This window comes from Ruegeria sp. AL7 (assembly GCF_056536105.1).
The window spans coordinates 2,854,477-2,877,730 of record NZ_JBQFJF010000001.1 but is presented as its reverse complement, the minus strand read 5'-3'; the positions used below and the strand labels follow the sequence as shown (position 1 = coordinate 2,877,730).

Here is a 23,254-nt window from a genome sequence, read left to right as displayed (position 1 = left end):
CGGTTTCGTGAAGGCGCGGTATTCCGGCAACACGAAAAAAGGCGCCGCAATGCGCAGCGCCTTTGACATTAGTTCAGCCTTGCTGACTTGACCTAAGGTAACCCTCAGGCTTTAGCCCAGAGCTTTGACCCGGGCCGACAGGCGCGACATTTTACGCGCGGCAGTGTTCTTGTGGAACACGCCTTTGGTGACGCCGCGCATCAGCTCAGGCTGGGCGGCGCGCAGTGCTGCGGTTGCCGCATCTTTGTCACCGGATGCAATCGCTTCTTCGACTTTACGCAGATAGGTGCGGATGCGCGAACGACGCGCTTTGTTAACAGCGAAACGCTTTTCGTTCTGACGGGCGCGTTTCTTTGCCTGGGGCGAATTTGCCATGTGTCTCTGACCTTCGTTCGGTACGGTTATCAAGGGTTGCGCGCCACGGATATATCCGCACCGGATCAGAAATCACGAGTGTGAGTCGGGCCAAGCGGGCCGCACGCGCATGTATTGCGGCGCTCAATACCGAACATTTCAAGGATTGCCAAGCCGATTCTTGGGGCTCACAAATCGGGTAAAGAAAAGGCGGGCATAGCCCGCCTTTCATTAGTCTCTTGCGTTTTACTTGTCGCGAAACTGCGCAGCCCGCTTTTCAAGAAACGCCGCCATGCCCTCTTTCTGGTCCTCGGTGGCAAACATGGAATGGAAGACGCGACGCTCAAACAGCATTCCTTCACTCAGCGGAAGCTCGTAACTGCGATTGACCGCTTCTTTTGCCGCCGCTGCCGTCAGTGCCGATTTCTCGGCTATTTTTTGCGCCGCACCGACGGCTTCCTCGATCAGCTTCTTGGCCGGTACGACCCGGCTGACCAAACCAGCGCGCTCGGCTTCGTCCGCGTCCATAAACCGACCAGTCAGGTTCATGTCCATCGCCTTGGACTTGCCGACAAAGCGCGTCAAACGCTGGGTGCCGCCCAACCCGGCTATGACGCCAAGGTTGATTTCAGGCTGGCCGAATTTTGCAGTGTCCGCCGCAATGATGAAATCGCAAAGCATTGCCAACTCGCATCCCCCACCCAGAGCATAGCCCGCAACCGCGGCGATGATCGGTTTGCGAATCGCCAAAACCCGGTTGTTTGCATCAGCAAAAAGGTTGGTGGTGTAGACATCGACAAAGCTCATCTCGGACATTTCCCTGATGTCCGCGCCTGCGGCAAAGGCCTTGTCCGATCCGGTGATGACGATGCAACGCACCTTGTCGTTGCTGTCCGCCTCTTCCAGCGCGGTACACAACTCACCCAGCAACTGGGAGTTCAGCGCATTCAACGCATCCGGTCTGTCGAGTTTGATTAAGGCGACGTGGTCTTCGATTTCGACGATGATCGTCTCAAAAGCCATGAGAAAAAAGCTTCCGGTTGTTCCGTTCAGTTACGAGTCCTTACCACGCGAATTCTCTGGATCAAGCTATCTTTGGCATTGCGCACAGTAGAAGGATGAGCGACCGGACTGGGTGATTCTCTGGATCAGACCAGTGCAACCTTCGGTGCGGCAGGGCTTTCCTTCGCGACCGTAGACATCAAAGCTGTGCTGAAAATATCCAAGTTCTCCATCAGCTTGGCGGAAATCCCGCAGGGATGATCCGCCTGCTTCGATCGCGTCCTGCAACACCCTCCGAATGATGGGAACCAGCGATGCGACACGTGCCGCAGATATTTGCCCTGCTTTGCGACGTGGCGACACCTTGCCGCGATAAAGTGCCTCGCAAACATAGATATTCCCCAATCCGGCAACGATTCCCTGATCCAGCAGAGCTGATTTGACAGGGGTATTCCTGCCTTTGAATGCTTCAATCAGGTGTTGCTCATGGAAATCATTACCCAAGGGCTCTGGTCCCAGAACCGCCAGAAGCTTGTGATCTTCGGCCGTGGCTGTGGGCAGTAGGTCCATCGCCCCGAACCGGCGTGGGTCGTTAAAGGTGATACGCGCCCCGTTGGCCATGTGAATAACAACATGGTCATGTTTCTCAGCGGCAGGATGTTCGCGCAGGAAATGACTCAGTGGGTCCCCTGACACCGTCATTCGCCCCGACATCCCCAGATGTATCAACAAGGTCTCGCCACTGCTGAGATCGGCCAGGATGTATTTCGATCGCCGCCTTAACCGATCCACCCGCTGCCCGGTCAGCCGTTCTGCCATGCGTTCGGGGAATGGCCAGCGCAGATCGGGGCGGTTCACATCGGCGCGTTCTATCACCATGCCCTCCATCGCGGGAGCAAGACCCCGTCTTACTGTCTCGACCTCGGGCAATTCTGGCATTACAGGGCTCCTATTCCAAAGGGCCGCATTGTGCCCCGCTTCCAGAGCCCTATAACAGAAGCGAAATTCGACAAACGGCAAGGCTTATGTCCGACAACAGCGACAACACCACTCATTTCGGGTTCGAAACCGTACGCGAGGCTGACAAGGCCGGGCGCGTGCAGGGCGTGTTCAACTCGGTCGCCTCGAAATATGACGTGATGAACGACGTCATGTCGATGGGTATCCACCGGGTCTGGAAAGACGCGATGATGGACTGGCTGGCACCACGTCCCGGTCAGCGTTTGCTGGATGTTGCAGGCGGAACCGGTGACATTTCCTTTCGCTTTCTGAAACGTGCAGGCTATGGCCATGCCACGGTTCTTGATCTGACAGAACCTATGCTGGTCGAAGGCCGGCAACGCGCCGAAGCCGACCAGATGGCCGATAGCCTGAACTGGGTGGTGGGCGATGCCATGGCCCTGCCATTCGAGGACAACACCTTTGACGTCTACACGATTTCTTTCGGCATCCGGAACGTGACCCGCCCGCAAGAGGCCCTGAACGAAGCCTTTCGCGTGCTGAAACCCGGTGGCCGCCTGATGGTACTGGAGTTCAGTCAGCTTCCCAATGACGGGCTGCAGAAGCTCTATGACCTCTACAGCTTCAATGTCATTCCACGCATGGGAAAGCTGATCGCGAATGATTACGACAGCTATCAGTATCTGGTGGAGTCGATCCGCAAGTTCCCCGATCAGGAAACCTTCCTGAACATGGTCCGAACTGCTGGCTTCGAAAACGCCAAATACCGCAATCTCAGCATGGGTATCGCCGCGCTGCATTCCGGCTGGAAGATCTGACGCATGCGTGGTCCCCACAACTTCATCCGCCTGATCCGTACAGGCGCAACGCTTGAGCGCACCGGTGCCATGAACGTGGTCCTCGACGCGTTCGAGGCGCCAAGGGCTATCCGGTTTCTTGCCCACGCTCTAGGCAAACCGTTTTGGTGGCTGGGGTACAAGGGCGACCCGGAAATGCCGCCTGCAACACGTGCACTCACCGCTTTGGGCCCGGCCTACATCAAGTTTGGTCAGGTGCTTTCGACACGCCCGGATGTAGTAGGCGATGAACTGGCTGTGCAACTTCGTGTTTTGCAGGACAAGCTGCCGCCGTTCTCGAAAGCCGTGGCTTTGGCCGAAGTGGAAAAGGAACTGGGGCAGCCTGTTGCCGAGATATTCTGCGATTTCAGTGAACCCATTGCAGCCGCGTCCATTGCTCAGGTCCACAAAGCCAAACTTGTTAGCACGGGCGAGGATGTCGCCGTCAAAGTTCTGCGCCCAGGGATTGAGCGCGCATTTCGCAAGGACGTGGACGCGTTTTATTTCGCCGCTCGCATAGTCGATTTGTTTGCGCCCGGTGCTCGCCGATTGCGTCCGATGGAGGTCATTGAACATTTCGATGGCGTTGTACGGGGTGAACTGGATCTGCGTCTGGAAAGCGCTGCTGCCTCGGAATATGCGGCCAACACAAAAGACGACAAAGGGTTCTGGCTGCCGCCTATATTGTGGTCACTGTCGGCACGGCGCGTGATGACACTCAGCTGGGCCGACGGTGTTCCATTGGGTGAAAATGACGCACTGGACGCCGCTGGCCACGATCGCCGCGATCTGGCTGAACGTGTGCTGCGCCTGTTCCTTCTTCACGCCCTGCGCGACGGCTATTTCCACGCCGATATGCATCAGGGCAACCTCAAGGTCGCCGCCAACGGTGATATCATCGCTTATGATTACGGTATCATGGGCCATATCGACGAATACACGCGCCGGGTCTACGCCGAGATTCTGTTCGGTTTCATCCGCCGCGACTACAAGCGCGTAGCCGAAGTGCATTTCGAAGCCGGTTACGTTCCTGCACACCAGGACGTCGATGAATTCGCCCGCGCCCTGCGTGCGGTTGGTGAGCCCATCTTCGGTATGGATGCCTCGCATATTTCGATGGGCCGTTTGCTAAGCTATCTGTTCGAAGTGACAGAGCGTTTTGGCATGGAAACCCGAACCGAGCTGATCCTTCTACAGCGCACGATGGTCGTGGTTGAAGGCGTTGCCCGGTCACTGGACGACCACATCAATATCTGGGAAGTTGCCCGCCCCGTGGTCGAAGATTACATCAAACAATCCATCGGCCCGCGCGCCGCGCTTCGTGACTTTGCCAAAACCGCTATGGTTCTGGCACGCTTTGGTCCGCGCCTGCCGACATTGGTCGAAAACGCGTTGATTGCACAGACGCACAAAGAAGAACCGGAAAACTCGGGTCTGTTGCCAAAAATCCTACCCGCCGCTCTCGGTGCGGTTGCCGGCGCAGCCATAGTTCTGTTGATCACTACACTCGGCTGATTGTGATCCGCAGGTTCATCTGGCTAAAAATATCCTCGGGGGGAATCGCGCCTTGCGCGATGGGGGGCAGACAGCCCCCCTTTGCCCAGACCCGGATCAGAGCCGCTCGATGGCAATGGCGATCCCCTGACCGCCACCAATACACATGGTGATCAACCCTTTTGATCCGCCTGTGCGCTCCAACTCATAAAGCGTCTTCATGGTAATGATGGCGCCCGTCGCACCGACAGGATGCCCCAGCGCAATCGCACCTCCATTCGGGTTCACCTTCGCTGCATTCAACCCAAGCTCCTGGTTGACTGCCAGCGCCTGCGCGGCAAATGCTTCGTTGCTTTCGATCACATCAAAGTCTTCCGCCGACAAACCCGTCTTCCTGAGCAGGTTTTGCACGGCCGGTACCGGGCCAATACCCATGACTTCGGGGCGCACGCCAGCATGTGCATATCCGATCACGCGCGCTTTTGGCTTCAACCCGGCCTTTTCCGCCGCTTCCGCCGTTGCCAGCACCATCGCCGCCGCGCCATCGTTGATGCCCGAGGCATTGCCCGCCGTCACACGCCCATCTTTCTTGAACACTGGTCGCAACCCGGCCAGCGCATCTGCGGTTGTCGCTTTGGGATGCTCATCAACTTTGAAATCCACCATGTCGCGCTTAACCTTCACCTGAACGGGCACGATCTGGCTTTCGAAATATCCGGCTTCAATTGCGGCTGCCGCGCGGGTCTGGCTGGTCAGGGCGAAGTCATCCATCTGTTCACGGCTGATCTGGTGTTCATCGGCAACGTTCTCGGCCGTCACACCCATGTGCCCTGTGCCAAAGGGGCAGTTCAACGCACCCAGCATCATGTCCAGCGAAGTGACATCACCCATTTTCGCGCCCCAGCGCGCCTGTGGAACAATGTAAGGGCTGCGCGACATGCTTTCTGCGCCACCTGCCACAGCGAAATCGGCATCGCCAAGCATCAAGGACTGCATCGCCGACACGATCGCCTGTGCGCCCGAGCCACACAGACGGTTTACATTCATCGCAGGGGTGCTGTTCGGAATCCCGGCCTGCATCGCGGCAACACGCGACAGGTACATGTCCCGAGGCTCGGTATTGATGACGTGGCCAAACACAACATGCCCGATTTGCGCACCTTCTACCCCTGACCGTTCCAAGGCCGCTTCGGTGACCACCGTCGCCAGATCAATGGGGGCGGTTGACGCAAGCGCGCCACCGAAAGTTCCAATCGCGGTGCGCGCACCATCCAGCAATACGATGTCTGTCATGTCTTTCTCCTCTTGGAATCGTCGTCAGTATGCACATGCAGCATGATCCTGTCCTATAGGACGTGCCGTCACGGATGGAATTGACAAGCCGGGTCCCAACACGCATGGATTCCGTCATGACGGAGAACACAGACGATATCCTGAACCTTTTGCCTGCTCGCCTGAAAGAAGCACGCCGGGCCAAAGGACTGTCGCTGGAAGCAGTCGCAAACCTGAGCGGCGTATCCAGGTCCATGGTAAGCCAGATCGAACGCGGTGAAAGCAGCCCGACGATCTCGACCCTCTGGAACCTGACCCGTGCATTACAGGTGGATTTTGCCGGTCTTCTGGAAGGATCAAAAGCCAGTGATCAGATCGAGGTGCTGCGCGCGTCCGAAGTGCCCAGCATCGACAATATGGGGCAGAACTGCCGCATTCGCATCCTGTCCCCACCGGAAGAGGCCGGTGGTCATGAGGTTTATGATATCGAGTTCGACAAAGGCGGGGCCTTGAACAGCCAGCCGCATGCGCGCGGCGCGCGTGAGCAGCTGACCGTGCTGGAAGGCGCCGTCAAAGTTAAATCGGGCAGTGCCGCGTCGGATCTGAGCCAAGGGGACACCGCCCGCTATGCCGCGGATATCGTGCATTCCATCTCAGCCAAAGAACCAGCGCGGGTGTTTTTGATCGTAAAGAACGCCTGACGTCAGCAAATTTCCGCCTTCACGGAAAATTTTCCTGTATATTGAAATTCCCCTATTTGGGAAATTCATCCGCTATGTTAGATGTGCGACTCAGTTGAACGGAGGTCGCCATGGCAGATGCATTCCTGTCCCACATCACGGACACACTCGCACAGATCGAATCCGAGGGGCTGTATAAACGCGAACGAATGATCACCTCGCCTCAGGGCGGTGAGATTACGGTGGGCGGCAAACGGGTGATCAACCTGTGCGCCAACAACTATCTGGGTCTTGCGGATCACCCCGCGCTGATCGAGGCCGCAACAAATGCGATGGGTCCGAAAGGATTCGGCATGGCCTCGGTCCGGTTCATTTGCGGAACGCAGGATATTCACCGTGAACTGGAACAGCGGTTGGCGATATTCCTGAACAAGGATGATGCGATCCTGTTCGCGGCCTGTTTTGATGCCAATGGCGGGTTGTTCGAACCGTTGCTGGGGCCTGAAGATGCCATCATTTCGGACAGTCTGAACCACGCCTCTATCATTGACGGGGTGCGGCTGTGCAAGGCCAAGCGCTATCGCTATCTGAACAATGACATGAACGACCTGGAAGCGTGGCTGAAGCAGGCGCGCGAGGATGGCGCGCGTCATATCATGATCGCAACCGATGGCGTGTTCTCGATGGATGGCTATTTGGCCAACTTGCCGAAAATTCGCGAACTGGCTGATAAATACGATGCCATCGTCATGGTCGATGATTGCCATGCAACCGGCTTCATGGGCCCGCGCGGCGCCGGAACACCGGATCACTTTGGTGTTGATGTCGACATTCTGACAGGAACTTTGGGCAAGGCACTTGGGGGGGCAATCGGCGGCTACATCGCCGGGCCGCAGCCAGTGATCGACCTGCTGCGGCAGCGGGCGCGGCCCTATCTGTTCTCGAACTCGCTGCCGCCATCCATCGTCGCCGCAGGACTTGAGGCAATCCGCCTGGTCGAAGAAGGCGACATTCTACGCGCGCAGTTATTCGGAAACGCAAAGTACTGGCGTGCCGGTCTGGAAAAGCTTGGCTTTGACCTTTTGCCCGGTGAACATCCGATTATCCCTGTCATGCTGGGCGATGCAACGCTGGCACAAGAGATGGCCGCCAAGCTGTTTGACGAGGGCGTGTATGTCTCGGGCTTCTTCTTTCCTGTTGTTCCCCGCGGACAGGCGCGGATCAGAACGCAGATGAACGCCGCCCTGACACGAGACGAACTGGACCGCGCGCTGGCGGCCTTTGGCAAGGTTGGCAAGGAACTGGGGGTGATCTGATGCGACCCAACACGATGAAAGCGCTGGAAAAGTCGAAACCTGAAGAAGGGTTGTGGATGGTACAGGCCCCGGTCCCTGAAATCGGGCCTGATGAGGTACTGATCAAGATCAACAAGACCGGAATTTGCGGTACCGACATTCACATCTGGAACTGGGATGAGTGGGCCTCTCACACCGTTCCGGTTCCGATGATCACTGGTCATGAGTTCGCCGGGGAAATCGTCGAGATTGGGCGCAACGTCACCGGTCTGGATGTTGGGCAGCGCTGTTCCGGCGAAGGGCATCTGATCGGCACTGAAAGCCGTCAAAGCCGAGCCGGCAAGTTTCACCTCGACCCCGGCACGCGCGGGATCGGGGTGAACGAACAGGGCGCGTTTGCGCAATACCTGAAACTGCCTGCTTTCAACGTTGTTCCCCTGCCGGACGATATCCCGGATGAGATCGGGGCAATCCTTGATCCGCTGGGCAATGCTGTACACACCGCGCTAAGCTTTGACCTTCTGGGCGAGGACGTCCTGATCACCGGCGCAGGACCCATCGGCATCATGGCGGCCGCCGTTGCCCGCCATGCAGGTGCCCGCAATGTTGTGATTACGGACATTAACGCTGAACGATTGAAACTGGCTGAACATGTGGTGCCGTCGGTGCGGACCGTTGATGTTTCCAAACAAGATTTGCACGACATCATCGCACAGCTTGGAATGAAAGAAGGCTTTGATGTGGGGCTTGAAATGTCCGGCTCACAAGCCGCGCTGGACCAGATGGTCGAAGCGCTTGTGATGGGTGGGAAAATCGCCTTGCTGGGGATACCGCCGGGGAAATCTCCGGTCGACTGGTCGCGCATCGTTTTCAAGGCGATCACAATCAAGGGCGTCTATGGTCGCGAGATGTTCGAGACCTGGTACAAGATGATCGCCATGCTGCAAAACGGTTTGGATGTGTCCCGCGTGATCACGCATCGCTTTGCGGTTGATGATTTCTCGGATGGTTTCGCCGCGATGAAATCCGGCCTCTCTGGCAAGGTTGTCCTTGACTGGACCTAACCCGCTGGAAAGTTACGAACTCAACGCCTAGACAGGTGCAAGGATCGCACAAGGGAGGCATGAGATGGGCGCGAACAAAGACGATCGTCTGTTGCAAAGAGGTGTCGAAGACACTCTGGTCACTGATTTCGCCGAGACACATCGCAAAAGCTATGGAGATTTTCTGCAACTCAAAACACTGCTGAACCTGCAAAAGACCTTTCAGGACCCCGCGCAGCCGGACGAGATGCTGTTCATTATCATCCATCAGGTTAGCGAACTGTGGCTGAAACTGATGCATCACCAACTGGTCGAGGTGCGCCGTTTTTTGCAACAGGATGAATTTGGCCCAGCGATGAAAAACCTCGATCGCATCAAGGCCATTCAGCGGCAGCTGATTGCGGCCTGGGAAACCCTTCTGACCATGACGCCTGCCGACTATTTAACGTTTCGGCAGGCACTGGGCAGCTCGTCAGGGTTTCAGAGCTACGGGTATCGGCAGATTGAGTTCATTCTTGGCAACAAGGATGCGTCAACACTGAAGGTCCATGCGCATGACCCAGAGGTGATGGAGATGCTGAATGCCGCTCTGACCAAACCGTCGCTTTATGACGAAGTGTTGCACATGCTGGCCCGTCAAGGGTTCGACGTGCCCAAGGATCTGATCGAACGCGATTACGCCCAACCCTATTGCGGCGATTCGCGCGTGGTACAAATCTGGGTCGAGGTATTCCGCAACACTGAAAAATACTGGGATCTTTATGCTTTGGCCGAAAAACTGATGGATGTGGAAAGCCTGTTTCAACGCTGGCGCTTTGATCATGCCACCGCAGTTGAGCGCGTGATCGGGATGCAACCCGGCACTGGTGGCTCAAGCGGCGTGGCCTTTTTGCGAAAGGCGCTAGAGCTGCGGTTTTTCCACGACCTTTACGACGTGCGCACCGAATTGATGTACAGCGGGCAGACCTAAGACATGTTGTATCGAGGATTTTCGCAATCCGAGCTGGAGCGGGAGTACTCCCCCAGCACAATGATCGGCGGCGACCTAAGCCCGTATCTTGCCAGCTATAAGGCGCTAAGCGCTCAGGCGCGGGCCGACTATCCGGTACGGGAAAACCTGGCTTATGGTGACAGCCCCGTACAAGTCCTTGATTTCTTTCCCGCTCGCGATGACAAGGCACCCCTGCACGTCTTCATTCACGGCGGGTACTGGCAGGCGCTCAGCCAGAATGAATCGTCTCTGATGGCACCAGGTCTGGTAGAACACGGGCAAGCTTTTGCGACTGTAAACTACACGCTGGCACCCGATGCCCGGGTTGGCGACATGATCGACGAATGCCGTGACGCGTTGTTGTGGCTGGCGGCCAAGGCGGGGGAGTTGGGGTTCGATCCGTCGCGGATCACCCTGTCAGGTCACAGTGCAGGCGCGCATCTGGCGGCGATGGTGATGGCAACCTCATCAGATGCCCTTGCCAAAGCGGGGCTCCGGGTGCGGGATGTGATTCTGATCAGCGGAATATACGACCTGGAACCGATCAGCCTGATGTCGGTGAACGATCCACTGCAATTGACGCCGGTCGAGGTCAACGATCTGTCACCCATCCGCAATCTGCCCCGGCCCGGTCCTCGATATCATGTTTCGGTAGCCGAACGTGATACGGGTGAGTTCATTCGCCAAAGCCGCGACTATGCCGAAAGGCTGCGAAAGGCCGGACACCCGGTTAGTTTTACGCTCGCGCAAGGAATGCATCATTTCGATATAATCATGCATTCAGCTACATTTCTGCGTCGGACAAAATAAGAGCTTCGTCAAAAGAAAACAGCGGCCTGAGGGGGCCGCTGTTTTTCGTTTTCATCTTTTGCCGGGTTAGTCCAGCGTGCGGGTGACTTCTTCGCGCTCGAAGATTTCGATCACGTCGCCTGCGCGAATGTCATCGTAGTTCTCGAATGCCATACCACATTCCTGACCCGACTGAACCTCGGCCACTTCATCCTTGAAACGCTTCAGCGTCTTTAGCGTTCCTTCGTGAATCACCACGTTGTCGCGCAGCAAGCGGACACCGGCGGAACGACGCGCCACGCCTTCGGTGACCAGACAGCCAGCAACCTTGCCAACGCCGGTAACCTTGAAGACTTCGCGAATCTCGGCGTAGCCAATGAACTTCTCGCGAATTTCGGCGCTCAACAGGCCGGATGCGGCTGCTTTCACGTCGTCTACGAGGTCATAGATCACCGAGTAATAGCGAATCTCGACGCCCTTCTGGTTTGCGGTATTCCGCGCTGAGGCATTGGCCCGCACGTTGAAGCCAAAGATTGGAGCGCCCGACGCTTCGGCCAGACCGACATCCGTTTCAGTAATGGCACCAACACCCGAATGCAGAACGCGCACGCGTACTTCTTCGTTGCCGATCTTCTCCATTGCCTGAACGATGGCTTCCGCCGAACCCTGAACGTCTGCTTTCATCAGAATGGGCAACTCGGTGACGTTTTCGTCTTCCTTGGCCTTCTGCATCAACTGTTCAAGGGTCGTTGCGGCACCAGCGGCAGCGCGTTTGTCCTTGGCAGCCTGTTCACGGTAGGCGGCGATTTCACGGGCTTGTGCTTCGGTCTCGGTCACGTTCAGAACATCGCCTGCTTCAGGCGTACCGTTCAGACCAAGAACCTCAACGGGAACCGACGGTCCAGCTTCCTTGACGCGCTCACCCTTGTCGTTGATCAGAGCACGGACCTTACCATACTGCTCACCCACGACAAAGATATCGCCCTGACGCAATGTACCGTTCTGAACCAGAACCGTAGCGACCGGGCCGCGGCCCACGTCCAGCTGTGCCTCGATCACGGCACCTTGGGCAGCGCGATCAGGGTTGGCTTTCAGTTCCAGAATCTCGGCCTGCAATGCGATGGCTTCCAGCAACTCGTCCAGACCTTGACCGGTGATGGCAGACACTTCTACGTCCTGAACCTCACCCGACATTTTCTCGACGATCACTTCGTGTTGCAGCAGATCGGTGCGCACCTTGTCCGGATTTGCATCATGTTTGTCGATCTTGTTGATCGCCACGATCATCGGCACCTTGGCTGCCTTCGCGTGATTGATCGCCTCAATTGTCTGCGGCATGACCGCGTCATCGGCAGCGACGACCAGAACCACGATGTCGGTCACCTGGGCACCACGCGAGCGCATCGAGGTGAAGGCCGCGTGTCCGGGTGTATCCAGGAAGGTCAGCGTCGAGCCGCCATCGGTTTTCACCTGATAGGCGCCGATATGCTGGGTGATGCCACCGGCCTCACCAGCCACAACACGCGCATCGCGGATTGCATCCAGCAGCGATGTTTTCCCGTGGTCGACGTGACCCATGATGGTGATGACGGGCGGACGAGGCTTCAGATCGGCTTCGCTGTCTTCGACCTCTTTGATGACGTCCTCAACATCCGAATCAGAGACGCGGGTGACCTTATGGCCAAACTCTTCGATAATCAGCTCGGCAGTATCAGCGTCGATGGTCTGGTTCTGCGTGACCATCATGCCCATCTGCATAAGTGATTTGACCACGTCAGCCACGCGCTCGGCCATACGGTTGGCCAGTTCCGAGACCATGATCGCCTCAGGCAGTTGTACGTCGCGGATCACCTTTTCCCGCTCGACCGAACCGCCCATGGCTTTCTGACGGGCGCGTTCCTGCTTGCGCTTCATCGCTGCCATCGACCGCTGGCGGCTGCCTTCGTCACCGGTGGCCTGACCCAGTGTCAGTTTGCCCGAACGACGGTTGTCTTCACGACCCTTGCCACGACCGCGCTGTTCGCGTTCGCGATCCTGCTTGCGAGGTGCGGCAACAGGCGCAGGTTTGCTGGCCGGGCTGCGTGCAGCTTTGGCTTCTTCAGGGGCCGGCGAAGCGGCAGCAGCAACAGCGGCACGCTTGGCTTCTTCTTCAGCCTCCACGCGCTTGCGCTCTTCATCTTCGGCTTTCTGACGCGCGCGCTCTTCCGCTTCACGCTGCTCGCGTTCTTTCGCTTCCTGTTCCGCGCGGCGGCGCACGCGCTCTTCTTCGCGTGCCTTTTCAGCGGCTTCGCGTTCAGCGGCCTCTTCGACCTCGCGGGCCTTGGCAGCCTGCAAAGCCTTCATACGGCGCGCCATTTCCGCGTCCGAAATACCTGCGGGACGACGCGACGGATCACCCGAAGGGGCGGCACCGCCACCCGGCTTTGCCGCGCCCGGCTTGGGGACCACCACGCGCTTGCGTTTGGTTTCCACCACGACATTCTTGGTGCGTCCGTGGCTGAAACTCTGTTTCACATTTCCGGGGCGTGCCCCGCCACGAAGACCCAATGTCTTTTTGCCGTCACTATCGCTCATAAAGCTTCTTACCCTTCCGCGCGGCCCTTGCCGCCGTCATCCGTTTCGCGCAAGCCACGCAGGCGCTGCGCTTCCTCTACAACACGTTTGGCGAGTCCGCCAGAGGCCAAGGCCGCATGAATCACCGTTTGGCGCCCAAATGCCTGCCCTAATTCGTCTGCCGTCAGCCAACCGATGTATTTTCCGAAGTGCGGCGTACTGAGCTTCGACTTGCCGCGCCCCGATCCATCAGTGGCCTGAATCAGCACCTGAGCCTCTTCCCGGTCCAGCCACGACTTGACCTTTTCATACCCGGCAACCGCGTCGCCGGACTTGCGCGCCAGACTGAGCAACTCAATCACACGGCGCGCGATCTGCTTTTCAACTTCTGTCGCGAGGTTCTGAGGCACAGTCACCTGTGCCTTGAACCCCCGCGCAAACAGTTTCTTACCAATGGCCTTGTCCAGCGCAGCACGATCCGCCGCCACATAAACGCCCCGTCCCGGCAACTTTGCCGCGACATCCGGAAAGACCTGACCGTCCGGGCCCGTCACAAAGCGGATCAAGCCATATCTAGGCTGAACCTCGCCTGTGGCGATGCACTTGCGTTCGGGTCCGTCAGACCGATCCTTATGGACGCCACCGCGACCCATACGCGCCACCCGAGACCTGAGATCAGGCCTCGACCTCCTCGTCTGCTGCGTCGCCGTCGATGTCTTCTTCCGCCTGCTCCAACTCGGCCGGATCAACCCAACCCAACAGGATACGCGCAGTCATGACCATGTCTTGTGCTTCTTCGAGCGTGACGCCAAAGGGCTCCAGCACGCCATCATCCTTGACGCGTTCACCGTCGACCGTGGTCCAGCCACCGGCCAGTTCCCAGTCTGCACAGGTTGCGAAATCTTCCAGCGTCTTCACATCGTCCTTGGCCAGCGCCTCTACCATCTGGGGGGTCAGGCCTTCGAATTCAATGAGGCTGTCCTCGGCACCCAGTGCGCGCGCCGCATCCAGAGCGGCTTTGGCCTGGGCTTCCAGGAACTCGCGCGCCCGGGTCTGAAGTTCCTGCGCAGTGCCTTCGTCGACGCCGTCAATGACCAGAAGTTCATCAATCTCGACATAGGCAACTTCTTCGAGGTTGGTGAAGCCTTCGGAAACCAGCAGTTGCGCAAAGAACTCGTCCAGATCCAGACTGTCCATGAACAGTTTGGTACGAGATTCGAATTCCTTCTGACGACGCGCCGATTCTTCAGCTTCGGTCATGATGTCGATATCCAGCCCGGTCAGTTGGCTTGCCAGACGCACGTTCTGACCGCGACGACCGATTGCAAGAGACAACTGCTCTTCCGGAACGACAACCTCGATCTTGCCTGCTTCTTCGTCCAGAACAACCTTCGAAACCTCGGCAGGTTGCAGCGCGTTCACCAGGAAGGTCGGTTGGTCTTCGTTCCACGGGATGATGTCAATCTTCTCACCCTGCAGTTCGTTCACAACGGCCTGCACGCGGCTGCCGCGCATACCAACGCAGGCGCCAACAGGGTCGATCGAGCCGTCATACGAGATCACGGCGATTTTGGCGCGAGAACCGGGGTCACGGGCCACGGCCTTGACCTCGATGATACCGTCATAGATTTCCGGCACTTCCATCTTGAACAGCTCGGCCATGAACTCTGGCGCGGTACGCGACAGGAAGATCTGGTGGCCACGCACTTCGCGGCGGACTTCCTTGATATACGCGCGCACACGATCATTCGGGCGATAGCTTTCGCGACCGATCTTGTCATTGCGGCGCAGAACAGCCTCGGCACCGCCGAGATCGACGATGACATTGCCGAATTCTTCGCGCTTGACGGCACCGTTGATGATGGTGCCCGCACGATCCTTGAATTCCTCATACTGACGATCACGCTCGGCTTCGCGGACCTTTTGCAGGATCACTTGCTTGGCGGACTGCGCCGCAATCCGGCCCATTTCGACCGGCGGCACTTCTTCAACAAAAACGTCACCGACCTGCGGGTCTTCCATGTACTGCTTGGCTTGTTCGACGGTGAATTCGGCCTGATAGTTCTCAAGCTCGTCATCCTCGACCACGGTGCGCACACGGGTGAATGTCGCCTTGCCGGTCTTGCGGTCGATCGACACGCGAATGTCCATCTCGGCGCCGTAGCGGCTCTTGGCAGCGCGGGCGAGCGATTCCTCCATCGCTTCGACAACCAGACCGGGGTCGATCATCTTTTCGCGGGCCACGGCCTCGGCAGTCTGCAGCAGCTCCAGCTGGTTGGCTGAGGTAATTGCCATCAGTTCGTCTCCTCTTCGGACCCTTCGGTCTCAATCTCGTCGAAAGCTTTTTCGTTCAGGGCGCCCGCATCTTTGCGCTGGCGCAGCATTTCTTTGATCAGATCATCGGTCAGGACCAGCTTGGCATCACTCAGCCAGTCGAATTGCAGGCCGATTGTGATCGTCTCGGACCCTTCGGGAATATTGATCAGAACCTCTTCTCCTTCGATCCCGGCCAGTTCCCCTTTGAACCGGCGGCGGCCATCGATCAGTTCAGAGGTTTCGATCTTGGCCTCATACCCCTCAAAAGTCTCAAAATCCTTGAGGCGCGTCAGGGGGCGGTCGATACCGGGGCTGGACACCTCAAGCGTATAGGCGTCGAGGATCGGGTCCTCCACATCCAGGGTGGCGCTGACCGCATTCGAAATCTCGGCGCAGTCATCCACTTCGATGCCGCCTTCGGGTTTGTCAGCCATGATTTGCAGCGTGGTCTGCTTGCCACTCATCAGCCGGACACGGACCAGCTCATACCCCAGGTCTTCGATCACCGGGGTGATGATCTCGGCAAGTCGCCGGTCGATGGCAGCTTTGGCTATCAGGTCGTTTGTCATCAGGTTCTCTACCCTGTCAATCGGGCACAAAAAAACGGGCGCGCGGCCCGTCGAATTTTCCGGTGGAGCCTTGGACCGGAAGTCCAACGCGCCGCTGTTGAAACTGCATATACGCAGGATGATCCGAGTCTGCAACCCCCGACAGAAGTATCACCCGGAATTACGCGATCCACCACCGTTCAGCGATACGACCGTCGTCCAGAACCGTGCGTCCGGCAATCTGCCGCGGCAATCCCACTGCCCCTGAAACGGCCAGTGCCATATCGGTCTCGGAAGGATGGAAGCGAAAACCGCGCGTACTGCGGATCTCGGACGGATCTGGGAAAGCCGCAATATCGACGTAGCCATCGCGCAATGCCTCGGCGCGGACACGGGCATCGGGAATAACGATCACTTCGAATGCATCGACCCAACCGGCCTGACCGTCCTTGTAATGTCCCGAAACACGGCGACCCAGGAAATGTCGCCCGTCTTCGGCGCGCTCGACACGGTAGCAACCCGTACCGTTGGCCCTGTGTAGCGGCGTGACTCCTTCGCCATAGCGGGCAATGACAAAACGACTTTCCGCCAAAAGGAATGGAAGGCCCGGATTTGCCTCGGCCAGTTCCAGCCGCAAACGGTTGGCGGTCAATGCCTCGGTATACCCGACTTCGGCCAATACGGTCGCAACGTCTGAGATGTCCAAAGGCGCGCCGTCGTGGAACACCGCATCATTGCGCAGATCAAAGCTCCAGACCTTCGCATCGGCGTCGGTTTGCCAGCCGGTCGCAAGCTCGCCCCGCAAAGTGCCATCCGGGGCGATCTCGGTCAGCGTGTCGAAAACCGCACCGCGTGCCACCTGCTCAAGACTGTCGTCGCGCGGCACGGCCAATCGCAGCGTGCCGCCTTTCTCGGGTCTGTCCGCCAGGGACGCGCCTGTCGCAGCAAGCAGCGCGGCCGCGGCACCCGAAGCAAACAAGGCACGGCGGTCGATGCGTGTCATGCCAAACCCTCCGCCACGCGATCCATGATCCGGATCAGTTCTGCGCTGATCCCGGGTTCAGAAAGCGCATGACCGGCCTGACGTACCATCTTAATCTCGGCATTCGGCCAGCGTTCGCTCAGCGACCAGGCGGCCTGCGGCGGGCAAATCATGTCGTATCGCCCCTGCACGATGTGTCCCGGGATATGAGCGATCCGGTCCATTTGATCTAGGATCTGCCCATCCTTTTCCAGAAAAACCTTATTGTAGAAATAATGATTCTCGAGCCGGGCAAATGTACGTGCGTATTCACCGGGGCTTTCGCCCACTGATCCGTTCGTGTGGATCGATGCCAGCGCATTTTCCCAGTGCGACCATGCCCGCGCATACAGGGTCTCGGTCGCGCGGTCCCCCGAGAACAGGCGTTTGTTATAGGCGGTGATGGTGTCCTTCAGCTCGGCCTCGGGCAAAAGCGCGGTGAACTTCTGCCACTGCTCCGGCCAGAAACGCCCCACTCCGCCGCCATAAAACCAGTCAAGTTCAGCCTGAGTTGCCAGAAACACACCCCGCAGCACCAAACGGCTGACCCTGTCGGGATGCGACTGCGCGTAGATCAGCGCCAGCGTCGCGCCCCAGCTGCCGCCAAAAGCTATCCATTCATCAATCTCGAACAGGTCGCGCAACCGTTCAATGTCGGCCACCAAATGCCAAGTCGTGTTGTTCTCAACCGAAGCCGTGGGGCGAGACCGGCCACACCCACGCTGATCAAATAGAATCACCCTGTACGCATGCGGATCAAAGTAGCGACGCATTGCAGGGCTGCAGCCGCCACCCGGACCGCCATGCAGGATCACGACGGGTATGCCTTCGGGATTACCGCATTGTTCCACATAGATACGGTGCCCGTCGCCCATATCGACCATACGCTGGTCGAACGGATCGATCGGCGGGTACAGATATTGAACTGCGCGCTTTTGGTCCGGGTACTTGTCCATTATGGCCCTATATAGTCCTTAAGCGTAAAAGAGCATACGGAGACAGGAATGCAAGCGCATCTGAACACGGTGGATCCGTCCGAGATCGCAAAATTCGAAGCGATGGCGGCAGAATGGTGGGATCCTCATGGGAAATTCAAACCCTTGCACATGCTGAATCCTTGCCGTTTGGATTATATCACACAGCAGATCGCCGGAGAATTCGATCGCGACCTAAAGTCGCCTATGCCGTTCGAAGGCCTGCGCCTGCTGGATATCGGTTGTGGCGGTGGTCTGCTGAGCGAACCCATGGCGCGTCTGGGGGCCGAGGTCGTTGGGGCCGATGCCGCCGGAGGCAACCTGCCTGTTGCGCGCATCCATGCCGAACAGTCCGGTTTGCAGATCGACTATCGCCTCACCACAGCCGAAGACATGGCCGCTGCAGGTGAGCAGTTCGACGTGGTGCTGAACATGGAAGTGGTCGAGCATGTGGCCGACCCGGCGGGTTTCCTGACCGCCTCGCAGCAGTTGCTCAGGCCCGGCGGGCTGCTGATCTGCTCAACCATCAATCGCAACCCGAAATCTTATGCGATGGCCATTTTCGGGGCTGAAGTGGTGATGCGCTGGCTGCCGCGCGGCACGCATGAATGGAACAAGTTCATCACGCCGGAGGAGCTGTTTGACCTGCTGCGTCAGGCCGGGCTGGACCCGGTGGACCGCAAGGGGTTTGTCTTCAACCCGATCCTGTGGAACTGGTCGATCTCGGATCGGGACTTGAGCGTGAATTACGTGACGGCGAGTGTGAAGCCGGGCTGAGGGTTATTCCCCTTCCAACTGCTTTCTCAGATCGCGCAACACTGGCAATGTTGAACGAACACGGTCATCCCCCAACTCTCCGACCACGCGGTTGATCAACGGGGCAATCGAAGAAATCGCCTGATCGCGTGCGCGGCGCCCTGCGGGGCTGATCGCCACCATCTTGCGGCGGGCATCGTCCCAATCGGGTCGGATGTGGATGTATCCGGCCCACTCCAGCTTGGCCAAGGTGTTGGTCATCGCGCCGCGGGTGACGTGGAACGTGTTGGCCAGCTGTGCCGGGCTGCGCTCATCCGCGACAAAAGCCAAGTGGTTAAGAACCGAGAAATGCGAGATTTCCATGCCCTTGGGCAGCACACGGCTAAGCCGGTTCCGCAATAGCTGATCGGCGGTCAGGATCTCGCTGAACAGCGTGACCGCAAGGGCATTGGTGTCGTCTGTCATTGTTCCGTTCTGTCAGGGTCCGTCGAAGGAACGGCGGTGGTGCAGTGAAGGGACACGTCGGCGTGCCTCAGTCACAGAACTATCATCCAAATCGAAAATGTGAATGCCTGGATCGGTCCCTGCGTCGATCAGCACCTTTCCCCACGGGTCGACGACCATGCTGTGACCGTGGGTATAACGGGTCTTGCCGCTGGTTTTCGGGTGTTCCCCCGTCTGGGCCGGGGCCAGCACCCAACACCCGGTTTCGATTGCGCGTGCGCGCAGCAAGGCTTCCCAATGCGCGGCGCCCGTGACCGGTGAGAACGCAGCCGGGACGGTCAGAATGCGCGCGCCCGCCTGCGCCAGCGCCGCGTGCAAGTATGGAAAGCGGATATCGTAACAGATTGTCAGACCAACCTTGCCGAAATCCGTTTCGGCGATGACCGCTTTTTCGCCAGGGCGGTAGTTTTTTGATTCGCGGAACGTCTCGGTCTCGGTGACCTGCACATCGAACATATGGATCTTGTCATACCGCGCCACGATCTGACCTTGCGGTCCGATCATAAAGCAGCGGTTGGCAAAACGACCGTCATTGTCATGAGTCTTGAGCCCCAACGAGCCGATCAGAAGCCATACACCCAGATCAGCAGCCTGTTCGCGCAGGCCCGCCAAGGTGATGTCATCTTCTTCATGTTGTAAAACCGCGCGCTGCCGTGTGGTGCTTGTTGAAACGCAATTCGTAACCTCTGGCGTCAGAACAAAGCGGGCGCCCTGTTCTGCCGCTTCGGCCATCATACCTCGGACCATCCCGAGGTTTTCTACCGGATCGTCCGACGAGGTGATTTGCAGCAGCGCGGTTTTCATCAGGCCGCAAGCAGACGGTCAAGCTTGCCCTGACGCTCCAACTCGTACAAATCATCGCAACCGCCGACATGCGTGGCGCCGATGAAAATCTGGGGGACCGTGCGTTTGCCTCCGGCACGTTGAATCATTTCAGGTTTGCGTTTGGGGTGCATCAGCACGTCGATTTCCTTGAACTCGACACCTTTCTGCTTCAGCAGGCGTTTGGCTGCATGACAATACCCGCACAGTGGCGATGTATAGATCTCTACCGACTTCATTTTCCGTTCCCTTCGGATTTCGCGCAATCTTGGGCGAATTAGGCATCCTTGGCAACGCGCGCCAGAGCCAACACGAAAATATGATTTGCCCCCGCCGCCTGACAGGCACGAGTGCATGCGGCCAGTGTTGCCCCGGACGTCATCACATCGTCCACCAGCAAAATGTCCCGGCCAGTAAGATGGCGGGCTTTTCGGGGGTGAAGGCATATCGCGTCGCCCAAAATCTGTGCCCGCTCGGCTGCTGTTTTGCCGTCCAGCACCGGCGTCTTTTTTTTGCGAATCAACAAATCGGGCACGCATTTCAATCCTGTCTCACGCGCCAGGTTCTGCGCCAAGAGAGCTGACTGGTTGTATCGCCTTTTGAGCAAGCGTGACCAATGCAGAGGAACCGGAGCAATCACCATACCCGCTCGCAGCAATGGGCGCCCTGCCTGCACCATCCACTGCGCGGCAGGGCGGGCCAGTTCGGGCCGATCACCATGTTTCAACGCCAGGATCAGTGACCGCGCCTTGCCGTCATACAAAAGCGCTGCGCGGCCTGCCCTCCAGGGGCGCGCGGTCTTCAGGCAATCATCGCACTCGGTCCGAAACTCGTCCTGCCCCCCGATCAGGGGCAGACCGCAACTTTCACAGACCGTGCCGCCAATGAATGGCGTTTCCCGCCAGCATGGGCCACACAGGCCAAAATCGGACTCGGTCAGGTCGCCGCACCCCATGCAACGTGGTGGATAAATCAGCGCAAGTGCGGTTTGAATCCGTTGCGCGATGCGATACTTGCCAGCTATGAAACTGCCCGAACCCACTGCACCCTCACTTTTTGACCGTGCCGCCATTCTGCGTCATCGCAGCCGCGTGCAGGATGACGCCCTTTTTCTGCACCGCGCCGCGATGGACGAGGTTCAGGATCGGCTCTCCATGGTTAACAAAACCTTTACGGCGGCAGCGATCGTGACCGCATACCCGCAGCTTTGGACGGACGCGTTTCCCGAAGCCTCGATCATTGCGGATGACGACGTGCTGGCACTGCAACCCGGCGTACATGACCTTGTTATCCACGCCATGACACTGCACTGCGCAAACGATCCGGTGGGCCAGTTGATCCAATGCCACCGCGCGCTGAAACCCGACGGGTTGTTGCTGGTTGTTTGTCTGGGCGGCGAAACGCTGCACGAATTGCGCGCGGCGTTGGGTCAGGCCGAGATTGACGTTACCGGTGGCCTCAGCCCCCGCATCGCTCCAATGGCCGAGCTGCGGGACATGGGCGGTTTGTTGCAGCGGGCAGGTCTGGCCTTGCCAGTCGCAGACTCGGTGCCGCTCACGGCTGAGTACCGTGACATCTGGCACCTGATGCACGATCTGCGGCATATGGGTGAGGCCAATGCGTTATCCGGGCGACTGAAACACCCGACCAAACGCGCAGTATTTGAGGCCGCGCAAAACATCTACGCGTCTCATTTCACCACAGTATCGGGACGTCTGGCAGCCACGTTCGAACTGATCTGCCTGACCGGATGGTCCCCCCACGACAGTCAACCCAAACCACTGCGTCCTGGGTCGGCGCAAGCACGTTTGGCTGACGCCTTGCGCACGGACGAGGGCAAACTGCCCGATTGACGCGCGACCAAATCCCCTTATTTCAGGCCCTAACGCAAGAAATTCAGGAAGCCTCATATGTTTGATGCCACGCGACCCGCTCACGCTCCTACGGATCACCCCAAGATCAGGATGGGGCGCGTCGGCATATTGCTGGCCAATCTGGGCACGCCGGACGACTACACATATTGGCCGATGCGCCGATATCTGAATGAGTTTTTGTCGGACCAGCGTGTCATCGATTATCCAAAGTGGAAATGGCAACCGATTCTACAGGCGATCATCCTGACCAAGCGACCTTTCAGTTCCGGCGAGGCTTACAAATCGATCTGGAACCAGGAAAAGGGCGAAAGCCCGCTGATGACCATCACCAAGGACCAGACCGCCAAGCTAAGCCAGACGATGCACGCACGATACGGTGATCAGGTCATGGTCGATTTCTGTATGCGTTACGGCAACCCGTCGACCAAATCCAAAGTGCGCGCGATGGTAGCCGCAGGGTGCGATCGCATCTTGTTTTTTCCGCTTTACCCTCAATACGCTGGCGCAACGACGGCCACCGCCAACGACCAGTTCTTTCGCGCACTGATGGACGAAGCCTGGCAGCCCGCGACGCGAACCGTTCCGGCCTATTTCGATGAACCCGTCTATATCGATGCGCTGGCACAGTCTGTTGAACGCGCATACGAGGCTATGGAGACAAAGCCCGACATTCTTGTCTGCTCATATCACGGGATGCCCGAGCGGTATCTTCAGCAGGGCGATCCCTATCACTGCCAATGCGCTAAAACGACGAGGCTGTTAAAGGAGCGGCTGGGCTGGACAGATGATCAAATGGTATCGACCTTCCAGTCGCGCTTCGGCCCCGAAGAATGGTTGAAACCTTACACGGTGGATCACGTGGCCGACCTGGCGAAGCAAGGCAAAAAGAACATTGCAGTTATTGCCCCGGCGTTTTCTGCGGACTGCATCGAAACGCTTGAAGAGATTAACGAAGAAATAAAAGAAAGCTTCGAAGAAGCAGGCGGGGAGACGTTTACCTATATTCCATGCCTTAACGATGACGACGCCCATATCGCGGCACTTGGAAAGGTGATCGAAGATAATTTGTGCGGGTGGCTGGCGTAAAGCGTTTCTAGAACGCAACCCGCATTTCCTATGAGAACGTCAAGCTCGGCTTGATACTGGCCTGTCAGTATCCCCCCGGCGCGC

At 58.0% G+C, this 23,254-nt stretch carries 24 protein-coding genes; 10 read left to right on the top strand and 14 right to left on the bottom strand.

Going from position 1 to position 23,254, the window contains the following annotated elements; genetic code table 11:
- Positions 1–111: 111 nt before the first annotated feature.
- The 3 genes from rpsT to mutM form a co-directional block, all read right to left on the bottom strand.
- A complete protein-coding gene (gene rpsT, locus ACR3E2_RS14460) occupies positions 112–375 on the bottom strand; it encodes a 30S ribosomal protein S20 (protein WP_039541017.1) in 264 nt (87 codons plus the stop codon).
- A 225-nt stretch (positions 376–600) separates the two neighbouring features.
- On the bottom strand, positions 601–1,377 hold the full coding sequence (locus tag ACR3E2_RS14455) for an enoyl-CoA hydratase (RefSeq protein WP_267363125.1): 777 nt from the start codon (positions 1,375–1,377) through the stop codon (positions 601–603).
- Between the two features lie 66 nt (positions 1,378–1,443).
- The gene (gene mutM / locus ACR3E2_RS14450) at positions 1,444–2,295 is read right to left on the bottom strand and encodes a bifunctional DNA-formamidopyrimidine glycosylase/DNA-(apurinic or apyrimidinic site) lyase (RefSeq protein WP_480483943.1); all 852 of its coding nucleotides are present in this window, start codon (positions 2,293–2,295) and stop codon (positions 1,444–1,446) included.
- Positions 2,296–2,381: 86 nt separating this feature from the next.
- On the opposite strand from mutM, the gene ubiE reads away from it, so the two are divergent.
- Entirely contained in the window at positions 2,382–3,134 is a 753-nt protein-coding gene (ubiE, locus tag ACR3E2_RS14445; RefSeq protein ID WP_480474807.1) for a bifunctional demethylmenaquinone methyltransferase/2-methoxy-6-polyprenyl-1,4-benzoquinol methylase UbiE, read from the top strand.
- 3 nt (positions 3,135–3,137) lie between these two features.
- Entirely contained in the window at positions 3,138–4,667 is a 1,530-nt protein-coding gene (gene ubiB, locus ACR3E2_RS14440; RefSeq protein ID WP_480483942.1) for a 2-polyprenylphenol 6-hydroxylase, read from the top strand.
- A gap of 96 nt (positions 4,668–4,763) precedes the next feature.
- Here ubiB and ACR3E2_RS14435 read toward each other — a convergent pair whose 3' ends face one another.
- Positions 4,764–5,939 (bottom strand): acetyl-CoA C-acyltransferase family protein, encoded by a 1,176-nt coding sequence (locus tag ACR3E2_RS14435; RefSeq protein WP_480483941.1) that lies wholly within the window; start codon positions 5,937–5,939, stop codon positions 4,764–4,766.
- A 116-nt stretch (positions 5,940–6,055) separates the two neighbouring features.
- On the opposite strand from ACR3E2_RS14435, the gene ACR3E2_RS14430 reads away from it, so the two are divergent.
- From ACR3E2_RS14430 to ACR3E2_RS14410, 5 genes are all read left to right on the top strand, one after another.
- Positions 6,056–6,619, top strand: coding sequence for a helix-turn-helix domain-containing protein (locus ACR3E2_RS14430; RefSeq protein ID WP_480483940.1), 564 nt, complete (start codon positions 6,056–6,058; stop codon positions 6,617–6,619).
- A 110-nt stretch (positions 6,620–6,729) separates the two neighbouring features.
- Complete coding sequence (locus ACR3E2_RS14425) at positions 6,730–7,914, top strand: glycine C-acetyltransferase (protein ID WP_480483939.1); 1,185 nt, start codon at positions 6,730–6,732, stop codon at positions 7,912–7,914.
- A gap of 14 nt (positions 7,915–7,928) precedes the next feature.
- The gene (gene tdh, locus ACR3E2_RS14420; RefSeq protein WP_209507272.1) at positions 7,929–8,957 is read left to right on the top strand and encodes an L-threonine 3-dehydrogenase; all 1,029 of its coding nucleotides are present in this window, start codon (positions 7,929–7,931) and stop codon (positions 8,955–8,957) included.
- A gap of 64 nt (positions 8,958–9,021) precedes the next feature.
- The gene (locus tag ACR3E2_RS14415) at positions 9,022–9,906 is read left to right on the top strand and encodes a tryptophan 2,3-dioxygenase (RefSeq protein ID WP_480483938.1); all 885 of its coding nucleotides are present in this window, start codon (positions 9,022–9,024) and stop codon (positions 9,904–9,906) included.
- Positions 9,907–9,909: 3 nt separating this feature from the next.
- A complete protein-coding gene (locus tag ACR3E2_RS14410; protein ID WP_480483937.1) occupies positions 9,910–10,737 on the top strand; it encodes an alpha/beta hydrolase in 828 nt (275 codons plus the stop codon).
- Between the two features lie 66 nt (positions 10,738–10,803).
- On the opposite strand, the gene infB is transcribed toward ACR3E2_RS14410, so the two are convergent.
- From infB to pip, 6 genes are all read right to left on the bottom strand, one after another.
- On the bottom strand, positions 10,804–13,290 hold the full coding sequence (infB, locus tag ACR3E2_RS14405; RefSeq protein WP_480483936.1) for a translation initiation factor IF-2: 2,487 nt from the start codon (positions 13,288–13,290) through the stop codon (positions 10,804–10,806).
- 8 nt (positions 13,291–13,298) lie between these two features.
- Positions 13,299–13,922: an RNA-binding protein gene (locus ACR3E2_RS14400; RefSeq protein WP_480483935.1), complete on the bottom strand. Its 624-nt coding sequence runs from the start codon at positions 13,920–13,922 to the stop codon at positions 13,299–13,301.
- Positions 13,923–13,944: 22 nt separating this feature from the next.
- A complete protein-coding gene (nusA, locus tag ACR3E2_RS14395; RefSeq protein ID WP_480474797.1) occupies positions 13,945–15,564 on the bottom strand; it encodes a transcription termination factor NusA in 1,620 nt (539 codons plus the stop codon).
- A complete protein-coding gene (gene rimP, locus ACR3E2_RS14390) occupies positions 15,564–16,154 on the bottom strand; it encodes a ribosome maturation factor RimP (protein ID WP_480474795.1) in 591 nt (196 codons plus the stop codon). The genes nusA and rimP overlap by 1 nt, the downstream gene beginning before the upstream one ends.
- 160 nt (positions 16,155–16,314) lie before the next feature.
- Positions 16,315–17,136: an ABC transporter substrate-binding protein gene (locus ACR3E2_RS14385; RefSeq protein ID WP_480483934.1), complete on the bottom strand. Its 822-nt coding sequence runs from the start codon at positions 17,134–17,136 to the stop codon at positions 16,315–16,317.
- Positions 17,133–18,110 carry a prolyl aminopeptidase gene (gene pip / locus ACR3E2_RS14380; RefSeq protein WP_480483933.1) on the bottom strand — a complete coding sequence of 326 codons (978 nt, stop codon included), beginning with the start codon at positions 18,108–18,110 and terminating at the stop codon, positions 17,133–17,135. The genes ACR3E2_RS14385 and pip overlap by 4 nt, the downstream gene beginning before the upstream one ends.
- Positions 18,111–18,158: 48 nt before the next feature.
- Here pip and ubiG point away from each other — a divergent pair, with 48 nt between their 5' ends.
- On the top strand, positions 18,159–18,905 hold the full coding sequence (gene ubiG / locus ACR3E2_RS14375) for a bifunctional 2-polyprenyl-6-hydroxyphenol methylase/3-demethylubiquinol 3-O-methyltransferase UbiG (protein ID WP_480483932.1): 747 nt from the start codon (positions 18,159–18,161) through the stop codon (positions 18,903–18,905).
- Between the two features lie 3 nt (positions 18,906–18,908).
- On the opposite strand, the gene ACR3E2_RS14370 is transcribed toward ubiG, so the two are convergent.
- From ACR3E2_RS14370 to ACR3E2_RS14355, 4 genes are read right to left on the bottom strand one after another with little or no spacing between them, the layout of a single operon-like run.
- The gene (locus tag ACR3E2_RS14370) at positions 18,909–19,349 is read right to left on the bottom strand and encodes a MarR family winged helix-turn-helix transcriptional regulator (RefSeq protein ID WP_209507198.1); all 441 of its coding nucleotides are present in this window, start codon (positions 19,347–19,349) and stop codon (positions 18,909–18,911) included.
- Between the two features lie 12 nt (positions 19,350–19,361).
- Entirely contained in the window at positions 19,362–20,192 is an 831-nt protein-coding gene (locus tag ACR3E2_RS14365) for a carbon-nitrogen hydrolase family protein (protein WP_480483931.1), read from the bottom strand.
- On the bottom strand, positions 20,192–20,449 hold the full coding sequence (grxC, locus tag ACR3E2_RS14360) for a glutaredoxin 3 (protein ID WP_480483930.1): 258 nt from the start codon (positions 20,447–20,449) through the stop codon (positions 20,192–20,194). Before grxC ends, ACR3E2_RS14365 begins: the two co-directional genes overlap by 1 nt.
- Positions 20,450–20,487: 38 nt before the next feature.
- Positions 20,488–21,252 carry a double zinc ribbon domain-containing protein gene (locus ACR3E2_RS14355; protein WP_480483929.1) on the bottom strand — a complete coding sequence of 255 codons (765 nt, stop codon included), beginning with the start codon at positions 21,250–21,252 and terminating at the stop codon, positions 20,488–20,490.
- On the opposite strand from ACR3E2_RS14355, the gene ACR3E2_RS14350 reads away from it, so the two are divergent.
- Both ACR3E2_RS14350 and hemH read left to right on the top strand, forming a co-directional pair.
- Positions 21,233–22,063 (top strand): methyltransferase domain-containing protein, encoded by an 831-nt coding sequence (locus ACR3E2_RS14350; RefSeq protein WP_480483928.1) that lies wholly within the window; start codon positions 21,233–21,235, stop codon positions 22,061–22,063. The two genes, ACR3E2_RS14355 and ACR3E2_RS14350, sit on opposite strands and share 20 nt — an antisense overlap.
- Positions 22,064–22,120: 57 nt before the next feature.
- Positions 22,121–23,170, top strand: a complete 1,050-nt coding sequence (hemH, locus tag ACR3E2_RS14345; RefSeq protein ID WP_480483927.1) for a ferrochelatase — start codon at positions 22,121–22,123, stop codon at positions 23,168–23,170.
- Positions 23,171–23,254: the final 84 nt, after the last annotated feature.

Bases quoted from the DNA above. Each gene is read 5' to 3' on its own strand.
- rpsT (WP_039541017.1), bottom strand. From the start codon at position 375: ATGGCAAATTCGCCCCAGGCAAAGAAACGCGCCCGTCAGAACGAAAAG.
- ACR3E2_RS14455 (WP_267363125.1), bottom strand. From the start codon at position 1,377: ATGGCTTTTGAGACGATCATCGTCGAAATCGAAGACCACGTCGCCTTA.
- mutM (WP_480483943.1), bottom strand. From the start codon at position 2,295: ATGCCAGAATTGCCCGAGGTCGAGACAGTAAGACGGGGTCTTGCTCCC.
- ubiE (WP_480474807.1), top strand. From the start codon at position 2,382: ATGTCCGACAACAGCGACAACACCACTCATTTCGGGTTCGAAACCGTA.
- ubiB (WP_480483942.1), top strand. From the start codon at position 3,138: ATGCGTGGTCCCCACAACTTCATCCGCCTGATCCGTACAGGCGCAACG.
- ACR3E2_RS14435 (WP_480483941.1), bottom strand. From the start codon at position 5,939: ATGACAGACATCGTATTGCTGGATGGTGCGCGCACCGCGATTGGAACT.
- ACR3E2_RS14430 (WP_480483940.1), top strand. From the start codon at position 6,056: ATGACGGAGAACACAGACGATATCCTGAACCTTTTGCCTGCTCGCCTG.
- ACR3E2_RS14425 (WP_480483939.1), top strand. From the start codon at position 6,730: ATGGCAGATGCATTCCTGTCCCACATCACGGACACACTCGCACAGATC.
- tdh (WP_209507272.1), top strand. From the start codon at position 7,929: ATGAAAGCGCTGGAAAAGTCGAAACCTGAAGAAGGGTTGTGGATGGTA.
- ACR3E2_RS14415 (WP_480483938.1), top strand. From the start codon at position 9,022: ATGGGCGCGAACAAAGACGATCGTCTGTTGCAAAGAGGTGTCGAAGAC.
- ACR3E2_RS14410 (WP_480483937.1), top strand. From the start codon at position 9,910: ATGTTGTATCGAGGATTTTCGCAATCCGAGCTGGAGCGGGAGTACTCC.
- infB (WP_480483936.1), bottom strand. From the start codon at position 13,290: ATGAGCGATAGTGACGGCAAAAAGACATTGGGTCTTCGTGGCGGGGCA.
- ACR3E2_RS14400 (WP_480483935.1), bottom strand. From the start codon at position 13,922: ATGGGTCGCGGTGGCGTCCATAAGGATCGGTCTGACGGACCCGAACGC.
- nusA (WP_480474797.1), bottom strand. From the start codon at position 15,564: ATGGCAATTACCTCAGCCAACCAGCTGGAGCTGCTGCAGACTGCCGAG.
- rimP (WP_480474795.1), bottom strand. From the start codon at position 16,154: ATGACAAACGACCTGATAGCCAAAGCTGCCATCGACCGGCGACTTGCC.
- ACR3E2_RS14385 (WP_480483934.1), bottom strand. From the start codon at position 17,136: ATGACACGCATCGACCGCCGTGCCTTGTTTGCTTCGGGTGCCGCGGCC.
- pip (WP_480483933.1), bottom strand. From the start codon at position 18,110: ATGGACAAGTACCCGGACCAAAAGCGCGCAGTTCAATATCTGTACCCG.
- ubiG (WP_480483932.1), top strand. From the start codon at position 18,159: ATGCAAGCGCATCTGAACACGGTGGATCCGTCCGAGATCGCAAAATTC.
- ACR3E2_RS14370 (WP_209507198.1), bottom strand. From the start codon at position 19,349: ATGACAGACGACACCAATGCCCTTGCGGTCACGCTGTTCAGCGAGATC.
- ACR3E2_RS14365 (WP_480483931.1), bottom strand. From the start codon at position 20,192: ATGAAAACCGCGCTGCTGCAAATCACCTCGTCGGACGATCCGGTAGAA.
- grxC (WP_480483930.1), bottom strand. From the start codon at position 20,449: ATGAAGTCGGTAGAGATCTATACATCGCCACTGTGCGGGTATTGTCAT.
- ACR3E2_RS14350 (WP_480483928.1), top strand. From the start codon at position 21,233: ATGAAACTGCCCGAACCCACTGCACCCTCACTTTTTGACCGTGCCGCC.
- hemH (WP_480483927.1), top strand. From the start codon at position 22,121: ATGTTTGATGCCACGCGACCCGCTCACGCTCCTACGGATCACCCCAAG.